Origin of the sequence: Streptomyces glaucosporus, from assembly GCF_039533345.1 — a bacterium.
GTDB lineage: Bacteria > Actinomycetota > Actinomycetes > Streptomycetales > Streptomycetaceae > Streptomyces > Streptomyces glaucosporus.
The window spans coordinates 73,086-85,634 of record NZ_BAAATJ010000020.1 but is presented as its reverse complement, the minus strand read 5'-3'; the positions used below and the strand labels follow the sequence as shown (position 1 = coordinate 85,634).

At 74.1% G+C, this 12,549-nt stretch carries 13 protein-coding genes; 3 read left to right on the top strand and 10 right to left on the bottom strand.

All coding sequences use genetic code 11. The features are described 5' to 3' along the window. Window positions 1-3: 3 nt before the first annotated feature. The 3 genes from ABD358_RS20270 to ABD358_RS20260 all read right to left on the bottom strand — a co-directional run bounded on the left by ABD358_RS20270 (window position 4) and on the right by ABD358_RS20260 (window position 2,592). Window positions 4-609 carry a carbonic anhydrase gene (locus tag ABD358_RS20270; RefSeq protein ID WP_344632502.1) on the bottom strand — a complete coding sequence of 202 codons (606 nt, stop codon included), beginning with the start codon at window positions 607-609 and terminating at the stop codon, window positions 4-6. 91 nt (window positions 610-700) lie between these two features. Further along, complete coding sequence (locus tag ABD358_RS20265) at window positions 701-1,081, bottom strand: hypothetical protein (RefSeq protein WP_344632501.1); 381 nt, start codon at window positions 1,079-1,081, stop codon at window positions 701-703. Window positions 1,082-1,413: 332 nt separating this feature from the next. Next, window positions 1,414-2,592, bottom strand: coding sequence for a spore photoproduct lyase family protein (locus tag ABD358_RS20260; RefSeq protein ID WP_425576377.1), 1,179 nt, complete (start codon window positions 2,590-2,592; stop codon window positions 1,414-1,416). Between the two features lie 223 nt (window positions 2,593-2,815). Between ABD358_RS20260 and gudD the strand changes: the two genes are divergently transcribed. After that, window positions 2,816-4,162, top strand: a complete 1,347-nt coding sequence (gudD, locus tag ABD358_RS20255) for a glucarate dehydratase (protein ID WP_344632500.1) — start codon at window positions 2,816-2,818, stop codon at window positions 4,160-4,162. Between the two features lie 369 nt (window positions 4,163-4,531). Further along, the gene (locus ABD358_RS20250; RefSeq protein ID WP_344632499.1) at window positions 4,532-4,867 is read left to right on the top strand and encodes an alpha-amylase; all 336 of its coding nucleotides are present in this window, start codon (window positions 4,532-4,534) and stop codon (window positions 4,865-4,867) included. Between the two features lie 121 nt (window positions 4,868-4,988). Here ABD358_RS20250 and ABD358_RS20245 read toward each other — a convergent pair whose 3' ends face one another. From ABD358_RS20245 to ABD358_RS20215, 7 genes are all read right to left on the bottom strand, one after another. Beyond that, window positions 4,989-5,339, bottom strand: coding sequence for a TcmI family type II polyketide cyclase (locus ABD358_RS20245; protein WP_344632498.1), 351 nt, complete (start codon window positions 5,337-5,339; stop codon window positions 4,989-4,991). A 14-nt stretch (window positions 5,340-5,353) separates the two neighbouring features. Further along, a complete protein-coding gene (locus tag ABD358_RS20240) occupies window positions 5,354-5,836 on the bottom strand; it encodes an SRPBCC family protein (RefSeq protein ID WP_344632497.1) in 483 nt (160 codons plus the stop codon). 1 nt (window position 5,837) lies between these two features. Continuing rightward, entirely contained in the window at window positions 5,838-6,119 is a 282-nt protein-coding gene (locus ABD358_RS20235; RefSeq protein ID WP_344632496.1) for an acyl carrier protein, read from the bottom strand. A gap of 53 nt (window positions 6,120-6,172) precedes the next feature. After that, complete coding sequence (locus tag ABD358_RS20230; protein ID WP_344632495.1) at window positions 6,173-7,414, bottom strand: beta-ketoacyl synthase N-terminal-like domain-containing protein; 1,242 nt, start codon at window positions 7,412-7,414, stop codon at window positions 6,173-6,175. Next, window positions 7,411-8,679 carry a beta-ketoacyl-[acyl-carrier-protein] synthase family protein gene (locus ABD358_RS20225; protein WP_344632494.1) on the bottom strand — a complete coding sequence of 423 codons (1,269 nt, stop codon included), beginning with the start codon at window positions 8,677-8,679 and terminating at the stop codon, window positions 7,411-7,413. The genes ABD358_RS20230 and ABD358_RS20225 overlap by 4 nt, the downstream gene beginning before the upstream one ends. Further along, window positions 8,676-9,092 carry a cupin domain-containing protein gene (locus ABD358_RS20220; RefSeq protein WP_344632493.1) on the bottom strand — a complete coding sequence of 139 codons (417 nt, stop codon included), beginning with the start codon at window positions 9,090-9,092 and terminating at the stop codon, window positions 8,676-8,678. Before ABD358_RS20220 ends, ABD358_RS20225 begins: the two co-directional genes overlap by 4 nt. 130 nt (window positions 9,093-9,222) lie before the next feature. Then, entirely contained in the window at window positions 9,223-10,362 is a 1,140-nt protein-coding gene (locus tag ABD358_RS20215) for a SchA/CurD-like domain-containing protein (protein ID WP_344632492.1), read from the bottom strand. A gap of 489 nt (window positions 10,363-10,851) precedes the next feature. On the opposite strand from ABD358_RS20215, the gene ABD358_RS20210 reads away from it, so the two are divergent. Further along, a complete protein-coding gene (locus ABD358_RS20210; RefSeq protein ID WP_344632491.1) occupies window positions 10,852-12,549 on the top strand; it encodes an FAD-dependent oxidoreductase in 1,698 nt (565 codons plus the stop codon).

Genomic DNA, 12,549 nt, shown 5'->3' with positions numbered 1-12,549 from the left:
CGCTCACAGCGGAAGAAAGGCGTCGACGGACGGCCGGTGGGCGAGCACCAGCCCGGTGTCCACGGCGTAGAACCAGCCGTGCAGGCGCAACCGTCCGGCCTCCAACCGCTCGGCCACGCACGGATAGCCGCGCAACCGCTCCAGTTGCTCCCGCACGTTGCGCTGCACCGCGGCCGTCAGCTCGGCGCCGCCTTCCTCCGACAGTTCGCCCAGCTCCTCGGGGAGCTGGCGGCCAAGCCAGCCGGCGACCGCCGGTACCGCGGCCAGATCCTCACCCCGGACACGGGCGCCGACGGCCCCGCAGTGCGAGTGGCCGCAGACGATGATGTCGGGTACGCCGAGCACGCCGACCGCGTACTCCACGGTCGCCGCCTCTCCGGTCGGCTGCTCGCCGTGGCGGGGCACGGCGTTGCCGGCCGTGCGCAGTTCGAAGAGCTCACCCGGCCGTGCGCCGGTGATCAGGGACGGAATGACGCGCGAGTCCGAGCAGGTGATGAACAGGGCCTGCGGAAACTGGCCCGACGCGAGCCGCCCGAAGCGCTCGCGATCCTCGGGCACGGCGGCTATCCGCTCCCCGAGGGAGCGGGCATGGTCGATGAAGTTCTGCACGAGAGCGCCTCCAGGAAGAGGGGGGTTCCGAAGGGAGCCGAAGCACGGCGCGGCGCGAACCGGACGGTGGTGCCGGTGCGCACGGACCTCATCAGCAGCGGAACACCCGGAGGCGTATGGAGAGCTCGCCGGATCTCGACGGAGCGGTGGGGTGCGGGGGGTCGAGGAGGGCCGTGGCGGGGGCCGTGTCGTCGACCGGGCGGTCCGCGGCGCGGACCGCCCGTGCCTCCGGAGGGGGCCCGCCGGAGACGGAGCGGTCGGACCTGCGGTTCCTGCCGTGCGGGAGTGCCGCTCCCTCGACCTCGCAGACGCGGTTGCCCGCCGTCTCCCACGGGGACGGGGCCTGGGGCGCCTGGGCGCCCGCCGGCTTGGCGGGCGGGGAGCCGTTCGCGTTGCCGACGGCCAGGGCCAGCATGGCGAACGCGCAGAGCGCCGCGCACAACACCCTGAGCCCCGCGGTGAACCGCGACACAGCCCGCACCCCCTCACCCTGAGTAGGCAACCGGCTTCATTCTGAAGGGGGGAGGGGGGCGTCGGGCAACCCCGCCCTTCATCGCTGACCTGAACTTTTCGCAGGAGGACCGGGCAGGACGTCCGTACCGCTCGTTCGCACCGGGAGGCGCCGCCGGCCTGCGCCCGGCGCGCTCCCCGCGCGCGGGGAGCGGTCACGGCGGGGCGGCGGGGAACCCGGACGTTCCGCGGGGGTGCGGTGGACGCGACGACGGCGGCGGCAGGGACCGGCGCCGCGCCGCCCGCCGCGCCGTCACGGCACGGTCTTCCGTTCCGGACCGGGCCGCCGCGGGGTCAGAAGGCGTAGCGGATCTCCAGCCAGGGAGCGTGGGCGGCGACCAGCCCGCGCAGCCGCTCCAGGGCCGCCCGCTTGGCGCCGGCCCGGTAGCGCACGTTCCAGCTCCCGTTCTCCGAGCGTTTGGCCTCCTGGAGATCAGGCCGCCACAGCACCTCCTCGGCGCGCGGGTGCCACTCCAGGTTCACCTCGTGCAGGTCGCGGTTGTGCGTGAGCATGATCACCTCGGCCGCCGCCTGCTCCTTCACCGCCCCGGGCAGGACGTCGTCGAGCTCCCGCAGCAGTTCCGCCCAGGCGGCCTCCCAGCCCGGGCGCACCACCACCGGCGAGAGGTTGAAGTGCACCTCGTACCCGGCCTCCACGAAGTCGCCGGCGGCGGCGATCCGCTCGGCGACCGGGCTGGTGCGGATGTCCAGCAGCCGGGAGTCGGCGGCCGGCATCAGGGAGAAGCGGATCCTGGTACGGCCGCGCGGGTCGTAGGCCAGCAGGTCGGGATTGACGAACTTCGTCGCGAAGGACGCCTTCGCCGTCGGCCACTGCCGGAAGGCGGCGACCAGTTCGGCGGTGCTGTCGCAGACCAGGGCGTCCACCGAGCAGTCGCCGTTCTCCCCGATGTCGTACACCCACGCGGCGGGATCGCACTGGTTGGGGGCGCGCTTGGGCCCCTGCGCCGCGACGTGCCGGGCGAGGCGGCCGACGATCTCCCCGGTGTTGGTGAAGACGGTGATGGGGTTGGCGTGGCCCTTGCGGCGGGGCACGTAGCAGTAGGCGCAGGCCATGGCGCAGCCGTTGGAGGGGCCCGGTGCGATCCAGTCGGCCGAGCGGCCGTTGGGGCGCAGGGAGAGGGTCTTCTTCACGCCCAGGACCAGCGTCTCGGTCTTGACCCGGACCCAGCGCGCGGCGTTGCCCTCGTCGCCGTGGAGCTGCGGGATCCGCCAGTGCGAGGCGACCTCGGTGACCCGGGCGCGGGGGAAGCGGGCGATGATCTCCCGGCCGCGGTCCGAGGCGGCGGCCTCCGGCTCGGCGTGGATCTCCCGCACGTCGAGCATCCGGGCCGCCGCGGGGGAGTCGCGGAAGGCGGTCGCGGAGGCGGGGCGGCGGGCCGCTCCGGACGGCGCGGGCGGCAGCAGGTCGTCCACGGGGAACAGCCCGTCCGCTTGATCGGGGTGGTGCAGCACGGGGGACTCCGGGCGGTTCGCGGGACGGCCGTGCCGTCGAGTCTACGGGAGCGCCCGTCCCTCCCGGGCCCCGAAGGACGGCCCGCGGTCCGACCGCAGGAGGTCTCGCGGCGCCCTGTCGCCAGGGCCTGCGCGCGACGACAATGCGTATGCCGCGCCGCGCCGCCGCGACCGCCGGGCGCGGCCGGCGGACCCCGACCGCACTCCTGCCGAAGGACCGCCCATGCCCCACCGGACACCGGTTCCCTCCCGCCCGGTCGTGACCGAGATGCGGGTCGTCCCCGTCGCCGGCCACGACAGCATGCTGCTGAACCTCAGCGGGGCCCACGCCCCGTACTTCACCCGCAACCTCGTCGTCCTGACCGACTCGGAAGGGCGCACCGGCGTCGGGGAGGTGCCGGGGGGCGAGGGCATCCGCTCCACCCTGGAGGAGGCGAGGGACCTGGTCGTGGGCCGGCCGGTCGCGGACCACCACGCCGTGCTGCGGTCCGTGCGGGAGCGCTTCGCGGGCCGCGACGCCGGCGGCCGGGGCGCCCAGACCTTCGACCTGCGCGTCACCGTGCACGCGGTCACCGCGGTCGAGTCGGCGCTGCTGGACCTGCTGGGCCGGCACCTGGGCGTGCCCGTGGCGGACCTGCTCGGCGAGGGGCGGCAGCGCGACCGCGTCCCGGTGCTCGGCTACCTCTTCCACATCGGCGACCGCAACCGCACCGATCTGCCCTACCGGGCGGAGCCCGACGCGGAGGACGACTGGTTCCGGCTGCGCAACGAGGAGGCCCTCATCCCCGAGGCCGTCGTCCGGCTCGCCGAGGCGGCCCGGCGGCGCTACGGGTTCCGGGACTTCAAGCTCAAGGGCGGCGTCCTGCCGGGAGCCGAGGAGGCGGAGACGGTCCGGGCGCTGGCCGAGCGCTTCCCGGACGCCCGTATCACCCTGGACCCCAACGGCTGCTGGCCGCTGGAGGAGGCGATCGCCCTGGGGCGCGCCCTGCGCGGCGTCCTGGCCTACGCCGAGGACCCCTGCGGCGCGGAGAACGGCTACTCGGGCCGCGAGACCATGGCGGAGTTCCGCCGCGCGACCGGGCTGCGCACGGCGACGAACATGATCGCCACCGACTGGCGCCAGCTCGGGCACGCCGTCCGCGGCGACGCGATCGACATCCCCCTGGCCGACCCCCACTTCTGGACGATGAACGGGTCGGTCCGGGTCGCCCAGCTCTGCGACGCGTGGGGGCTGACCTGGGGCTCGCACTCCAACAACCACTTCGACGTGTCCCTGGCCATGTTCACGCACGTCGCCGCGGCCGCCCCCGGGGACATCACCGCCATCGACACCCACTGGATCTGGCAGGACGGCCAGCGCCTGACCACCGACCCCCTCACCATCAGGGACGGAGTGCTGGAGGTTCCGCGGCGGCCGGGCCTGGGCGTCGAGCTGGACCCGGAGCGGGTGGAGGCGGCGCACGAGCTGTACCGGAGTCTCGGCCTCGGAGGCCGAGACGACGCGGCGGCCATGCGGTACCTGGTGCCCGGCTGGCGGTTCGACGGCAAGCGTCCGGCCCTCGTCCGCTGAGGGGCGGGCCGGAGGGCGCCCTCGGCGGCCCGCTTCTTGCGCAAGATGCAGAAATTGTTTTCAGACAGGATGCCGAACGACGTCTCCCGATCCCTTCCGCCCTGGTCCTTCCTGGTTGATCGGCGGGCGCGGCGTCACCGGCATGCGACGGCCCGGGCGTTCCAGTAGAGCGCCGAAGCCGACGAAGAAAGGCGAAAGTGCAGGTGATCGCCTCTTCACAGGCGACCGCGCCCTCGTCTCGCACTCCTGCCGGGGTCCGAGACGAGGGCGCGCCTCTCTTGCGTAAGAAGTCGAAAAATCTTCCATGGTGGTTCCGGCCCTCCCTAGGCTCGTCGCCGAAACCGAACCGACCACGGAGGAGTGGCCGCCATGCGCGTTCCGCTGAGCCTTTCCCGCGCGACCGTCCGTACGACGACCCTCGCCCTGCTGCTCGCGGGCACCGTCCTCGGCGGGCCCGCCCGGGCCGCGGGGGCCTCCGACGGAGGCGGGGCCGTCCCGGCCTGCGTCCAGGTCTCCGCGGGCTGGCGCTACACCTTCGTCGCCAACGGCTGCGACACCCCGTGGCACGGAACGGTGGAGTACGCCGACGGCCAGGACGTTCCGTGCCGGACCGCCGCGCCCGGGGAGACGGTGACGTTCCCCGGCCACGGCACCGGGGACAACCGCGTCATAGGCCTGCGTGCCTGCCCGGACGCGGAGCTCTGACCGCTCCGGGCCCGGGGCCGGGACCGGGGAACCGCTCCGGGGAACCGCCTCGGGGAGGCGGCGGCGGGCCGCCGCACACGGCCCTCGCCGCCGCCTCCCCGTTCCTTCCGGGCGTTTCGGATCAGGCAGGCGTCCGGACGGCGCTGGTGGTGCTGTCCCAGCTGTAGAAGCAGTGGGCCATGGCGTCCTTGGGGCTGCGCCAGGTCGCCGGGTCGTAGGCCCTGACATGGGCGGAGAGCCGGTCGCTGACGGCCCGGAACTCCGGATGGTCGGTCACCCGGGCGATGGCGGGACCGGGAGGCCGCTCGCTCGCGATGAGGTGGAAGTAGAGGTCGTCGCCGAAGTGGAACAGGCGGCGGTGGGTGACACCGACGAGGCGGGGAAGCTCACCCCGGTCGGACTCGGCGAAGATCTCGGCGATGTCGGAGGCGGACCCGGGATTCATCCGGGCGACGATCAGGGCGTGGTGCACGAGGGGTCTCTCTCTCAGCCGGCCGCGGTCGCGGCGGCGGTGGGGTGTTCGCGCGCGGCCTGCTCGATCCGGTCGCGGATGAGGGCCATCTGAACACGGGAGTTGCGGTTGATGTTGTCGGTCATCCACGCGTCGTCGACCGGCGCCTCGGGCTTCATCGCGAAGTCCTGGACCCACCGCATGCGCACCCCGGAGGGGGTCTCGGTGTAGCTCCAGTGGATGTCCATGTGGGCGAAGGGGCCGGTCTCGACGCGGCGGGCCCTGACGGTGCGCGTTTCGGGGTCGGCGACGCGCTCGGAGACCCAGCTCCACACCTTGCCGTTCTCGTCGGGGTGCATGGTCAGGCGGAAGGTGACGCGGTTGCCCTCGCGGGAGAGGATCTCGGCGGCGGCGTACTCGCTGAACAGGTTCGGCCAGTTCTCGACGTCGTTGGTCATCTCCCACACCAGGTCCATCGGCGCGGCGATGGTGATCTCGTTCTCGGTGTGCCCGGCCATCTCACACCCCCGCCGTCAGAGAGGTGTTGACGCAGTCGAGGAACTCCCGGGGGGTCTTGCACTGCTCGGCGTTCTCCGGCAGGTTGCGGCCGTAGCGCTTCTCCAGCTCCCCGACGATGCCCAGCAGGCCCAGGGAGTCCAGGTCGAAGGCCGCGAACTCGCTGTCGGCCCGCGCCGCCAGGTCGCCGGGGTCGACGGCGACGCCCGCGGTCTGCCGCATCAGCGCGGCCAGTTCCTCGACGCTCACCTGCCCGGTGAGGGAAGTGGTGGTCTGCTCGGTCATGGGAATGCGACTCCTTTGTTTCGGCTTCGCTCCGGCTCGCTTCGGCGGAGCGGTCAGGACGGGGAGACGTGGCGCAGGACGAGGGCGGCGTTGGTGCCCATCAGCCCGCGGCTGAGGACGAGGGCGGTACGCAGGTCCGCCGACTGGGGCCGGTCGGCGACCAGGTTCAGGCCGCAACCGGGGTCGGTGAGGTGGGGGGTGGGCGGGACGAGGCCGTGCTCCATGGCCAGGACCGCGGCGACGGCGTCCAGGACGGGCGCGGCGCAGTAGGCCCGGCCGATGCCGGCCTTGGGCGCGGTGACCGGCACCCGGCCGGCGTGGGCTCCCAGGGCGTCGGCGATCGCGGCGGCCTCGGCCCGGTCGGCCTCGGGCAGCCCGAGGGCGTCGGCGAACACCACGTCGATCTCGTCGGGAGCGCAGCCGGCCTCGGCCAGCGCGCCGCGGATGGCGTGGGCCAGTCCGTGGCGGGTGCGGTCCCAGCGGCCGGTCCCGGTGAAGGTGGCGGCGTGCCCGGCGACGACGGCCCGCGGTGCGGCGCCGCGGCGGCGGGCGGTCTCCTCCTCCTCCACCACGAGCATGGCGCCGCCCTCGGCGGGCACGAACCCGCGGGCGTCCGGGGTGAACGGCAGGTAGGCGCGGCGGGGGTCGCTCTCGGTGCTCAGCTCGGGGTAGCCGAGCTGGCACACCATCGAGTAGGGGGCCAGAGGGGCCTCGGCCGCGCCGACGACCAGGGTGTCGGTGCCGCGGGCGACGGCGCGGGCGGCGTGCGCCAGGGCGTCCAGGCCGCCCGCCTCGTCGCCGGCCACCACCGAGCAGGGCCCCTTGAAGCCGCCGCGGATGGACACCTGGCCGGTGCTGGCCGCGTAGAACCAGGCGATCGACTGGTACGGGCCGACGTGGCGGGATCCGTGCCCCCACAGCTTCTGCAGCTCGCGCTGGCCGAACTCGCCGCCGCCGGACCCGGCGGCGGTGACCACCCCCACGCTGTATGGGGATTCGGGATCGGCGCGGCCGAGCCGGGCGTCCTCCAGAGCCCAGGCGGCCGCGGCCATCGCGAAGTGGGTGAACCGGTCGGTCTGCACCAGGTAGGTCTCCTCGACCACCTGGGCCGGGTCGAAGCCGCGGACCTCCCCGGCCACCTGGAGCGGCAGATGGGTGCAGCCCTCCCGGGTGATCCGGTCCACGGCCGTGACGCCCTCGGCAGTGTTCTTCCAGAACGCCTCCGCCCCCACCCCGCCCGGAGCCACCACGCCGATGCCGGTGACCACCGCGCGCCGCGCGTTCCGTGAGCTCATCGCATCCTCCGATCGTTTCGGGTGAGGACGACGGCGGACTGGAAACCACCGAAACCGCTCCCCACGGACAGCACGTTGCGCAGGGTGCGCTCACGGGCCTGGCGGGGCACGTAGTCCAGGTCGCACTCCGGGTCGGGGGTCTGGTAGTTCGCCGTCGGCGGCACGACCTGGTGGGCCATGGCCAGCACACAGGCGACGACCTCGATGGAGCCGATGGCCCCCAGGGAGTGGCCGACCATGGACTTGATCGAGCTCATCGGCGTGTCGTAGGCGTGGGCGCCCAGCGAGCGCTTGACCGCGGCGGTCTCGTGGCGGTCGTTCTGCCGGGTGCCCGAACCGTGCGCGTTGACGTAGTCGATGTCCGATCCGTCCAGGCGGGCCTGGTCCAGGGCGCTGTCGATGGCACGCGCCATCTCCAGGCCCTCCTTGGTCAGGCCGGTCATGTGGTAGGCGTTGCCGAAGGTGGCGTAGCCGCCGATCTCGCAGTAGACGCGCGCCCCGCGGGCCCGGGCGTGCTCGGCCTCCTCCAGGACCAGGACCGCGCCGCCCTCGCCCATGACGAACCCGTCGCGGTCGGCGTCGAAGGGACGGGACGCGTGGGCGGGGTCGTCGTTGTTGGGCGAGGTCGCCTTGATCGCGTCGAAGCAGGCCATGGAGATCGGCGAGATCGGCGAATCGGAGGCCCCGGCGACGCACACGTCGGCCCGGCCCTCGGCGATGGCGTGGTAGGCGTAGCCGACCGCGTCCAGCCCGGAGGTGCAGCCGGTGGAGACCGCCTGCACCGGCCCGCAGGCGCCCACCTCCTCGGCGACGGTGGTGGCCAGCGTGCTGGGGGAGAAGGCGCGCTGGAGGTGCGGGCCCGCCCGGCGGTGGTCCACGTCCCACCGCGCGCCGCGCTCGCTCACCAGCACGTAGTCGTGCTCCAGACGGGTGGTGCCGCCCACCGCGGTGCCCAGCACCACCCCCGTCCGCCACGGGTCCTCCCGCGCCATGTCCAGCCCCGAGTCCGCGATCGCCTCGTTGGCGGCGACCAGCGCGAACTGCACGTACCGGTCGCAGCTCTCGGTCTGCTCCGGCGACAGGCCGTGGGCCAGGGGGTCGAAGTCGCACTCGGCCGCGATCTGGGAGCGCAGCCCCTCCGGGTTGAAGAGGCTGATGCGCCGCGTCGCGGTGCGCCCCGAGGAGAGCAGGTCCCAGAACGCCTTCGCGCCGATGCCGCCGGGGGCCACCACACCGATGCCGGTGACGGCGACACGGCGTGTCACGACACCACCCCGGACGGTTCGGCCGGGACGGTCTCCTCGGTGTCGACGTGCCCGAGCTCGGGGCGGGGGGCCAGGGGACCGAGGTGGAACACCAGCCGGGCCTCGGTGTCGCCCACGTTGCGGAACCGGTGCCGCACGTAGGCGGGGATCATCAGCCCCTGGTCGACCTTGAGCGGGTGCGGCTCCCCGTCCAGGTCGACCTCCAGTTCGCCGCGGACGACGTAGACGAACTCCTCGGAGTAGGGGTGGTAGTGCTCTCCGATCCGGTCCCCGGGCTCCACGATGGCGAGCCCCATGAAACCGCTGGTCGCACCCGCCGTGGTGGGGGTGAGCACGGCGCGCAGGTCACCACCGCGCCGGCGGTTGGGCGGAATCTGGTCCAGGTCCACGATGCACGGACGCTGCTCGGTCATGATCGATCACTCCAAGAGAGAGGGGAAGGGAGGGAAGGGGGAGGGAGGAGCCGGCGGCAGGGGAAGCGGACGGCCACCGGCGGACGGGAGCCGGCCCGGTGCGGCCGGCGCCGCCCCGCGGCGCCGGCGGTCACAGGCCGGGCGCCGCGAGATCGGCGAGGGTCCGCATCCCGGCGTGCGCCAGGAGACGCAGCAGCGCGCGGTCGCCGGCCAGGGGTTCGCCGAGGCCCGGGGCCCCGGTGTCGAGCAGGGGCGCGACCTCGGCGGCGGCCCGGTCCCCGGCCAGGCCCAGCACCGTTCCGGGCGTCTCCTCCGGATCGCCGTCGACGTCGACCAGGCGGACGACGAGGTCGTCGCGGTGGAAGACGGTGGCGGCGCGCAGGGGACCGTCCGGGTCGGCGGCCGCGGCCTGGTCCTGACGGGCCAGCAGCCGCGCCAGCTCCTCGCCGCGGCCGGCCCCGACCGGATAGGACAGCGCGCACCGCCGCACCCGCGGCGAGGCGGGCCGGGAGGAGACCACGTGGTGCACGGCCGGCAGTGCGGCACGGGTGAAGAACACCCGCGCCGCGGACACCTCGTCCAGGTTCCGCTCCTGCTGCAGGTGAGGGGCCAGCAGCTCCTCGACGGCACGCACCTCGGGCAGGCCGGCCAGATGCAGCAGGGAGGTCAGCAGGTCACCGCGCTGCTCCCGCAGCTCGAAGGTCTGCACGACGCGGTTGCCGTGGAGGAGCAGCGCGGTGCGGCACAACCGCACCGGGTCGCCCTCCTCCGTCCCGGGCAGCGGGTGGCCGGCCAGGATCTCGGCGACCTTCGACTCGCTGCCCGGGACGACGGTGTAGGTCACCGCGTGGCGCACCACCCCGTCGCCCCGGCGGGGCGACACCTGGGGCAGGTCTGCCGGGAGCTGCCCGGAACCGGTCTCCCGCACCACGCCGAACCGCAGCGACCGCATACTGCGGACACAGGCGCGCAGCGGTTTGACCAGTTCCAGGTGCTCCTCGCTGTTCACCCACGAGAGGAAGGGCGGGGCGCTCTCCCACTCGCTGGTGATCAGCCACTGGGCGGGGTCCTCCACCGACTGGCACACCTGGTCGCGGATGTGCCCCGGAGTGGACGCCACCCGGTGGCACATCCGCTCGTACGCGGTGAGGAACTCCTCCTGGGCCCCGTCCTTCACCTCCAGCAGCAGCACCACCCGGAGCCTGGAGCCGTCGAACGCCGACTGGGAGACACCGCCCGACACCTGCGGCACACGGCCCGAGGCTGTCATCCGGCACACCTCTCCTTCACCAAAGGGGGAAACGGAAACCGTGGAGGGACACGGAAACCGGCGCCGCTTCGCCTCGGCGCCGCCCGCCACGTTCTTGATCGTCTGGCGGGCCCACCGGCCCCGCAAATCCTGCGGATCGATCAGGTGACGGCCCGGCAGGCGCACCACCGGAGGCGCACGGCGGGCCCGCCTCCCGGCACGCCCGGAGCGGACCGGCCGGATGAGGCGCCGCCACACCGCCGCACACCCATGCGACGTGACGGCCCTTCAGCCGTGCGAGCCCGGCGAACCGCCCCGGGCGTGCCGGGACGCCGGGCAGCGCGACCCCCGCCCCCCTCGGGCACACGACCCGCGGCCCCGGCACACGGCTCCCGCGGCGGAATCGATCGGGTGAAGCGGGGGCAAGCCGACCGGACACGGTGGCATGCATCACCACCGGCGCCCGCGTCTGAGGGCGCCGGTGGTGATGCGACGCACTGGAGGCGAGAGATGCACAACGAAGCCGACCTGACCGTTCCGGTCCTCATCGTCGGCGGTTCCCTGGTGGGCCTGTCCACCTCGTTGTTCCTGGGACGCCTGGGGGTGCGGCACACCCTGGTGGAACGCCACGCCGGCACCTCCACCCACCCGCGCGGACGGGGCAACAACGTCCGCACCATGGAGCTGTTCCGCACCGCCGGCATCGAACCGGCCGTCCGGCGGGCGGCCGCCACCCTGGCCGGCAACCACGGCATCTTCCAGGCGCCCTCCCTGACCGGCGAGGAGGGCGAGTGGCTGTTCCAGCAGATGGACCCCGACGGCCGTCTGGCCCGCGTCAGCCCCAGCTCCTGGTGCCTGTGCAGCCAGAACGACCTCGAACCGGTCCTGCTGGAGTCCGCCCGCGCCCTCGGCGGCGACCTGCGCTTCGCCACCGAGATGATCTCCTTCACCCCCGACGCGGACGGCGTCACCGCGGTGGTCAAGAACCGGCAGACCGGAGAGCACACCACCATCCGCGCCGACCACCTCGTAGCGGCCGACGGTCCCCGCAGCCCCGTCCGCGAGCAGCTGGGCATCGGCCACAGCGGGCCGGGCGAGCTGTTCCACAACGTCAGCGTCACCTTCCGGTCCCGCGCCCTCGCGGACGTCGTCGGGGAGCGCCGCTTCCTGATGTGCTACCTGACCAACCCCGAGGCCGACGGGGCCCTGCTACCGGTCGACAACAAGGAGAACTGGGTCTTCCACGCCCCCTGGCACCCCGAACAGGGCGAAACCCTCGAGGACTTCACCGACGCCCGCTGCTCCGACCACATCCGCCGCGCCATCGGCGACCCCGGCCTCGACGTGGAGATCACCGGACGGGCCGCCTGGCACGCCGCCGAGCGCGTCGCCCTCCGGTACAGCTCGGGCCGCGTCCACCTGGCGGGCGACTCCGCCCACGAGATGTCACCCACCGGGGCCTTCGGCGCCAACACCGGCATCCAGGACGCCCACAACCTCGCCTGGAAACTCGCCGCCGTCCACCACGGCTGGGCCGGGGAAGGACTCCTGGACACCTACGACGCCGAACGCCGTCCCATCGCCCAGGCCACCGCCACCCGCGCCTCGGACCGCGCCGCCGAGCACCACCACCCCGGCTACACGCCCGAACCCGTTCCCGGCCCCGGCGGCCCGGGCGGCCCGGGCGGTCCGGGGGGTGCCGGCGGCCCGGGCGGTCCGGGCGCCGCCATCCTCGCCACCGCCCTGGCCTACCGCTACACCCGCGGCGCCGTCATCGGCGCCGACCCCGGCGCCCCCATCCTCCCCCGCGTCCCCAGGCTGACCGGCGAACCCGGCACCCGGGCCCCCCACCTCTGGCTCCGGCGCGGCGGGGAGCGCGTCTCCACCCTCGACCTCTACGAGCGCACCCCCGTCCTCCTCAGCGACGCCTCCACCACGGCCTGGCACGAAGCGGCCCACCGCATCGCCGACCGGCTGTCCGTTCCCCTCGCCTCCTACCGCGTCGGCACCGGGCCCGACGCCGACCTCGCCCCCGACCCCGGCCTCGCCCCCGAGGACGCCGACTGGGCCCGGCGCCACGGCATCACCCCCCGAGGCGCCGTCCTCGTCCGCCCCGACGGGTTCGTCGCCTGGCGCACCGCCGAGGAGGTTCCCGACCCCGAGGCGGAACTGGGCCGGGTCCTCACCACCCTCCTCGCCCTCACCTGA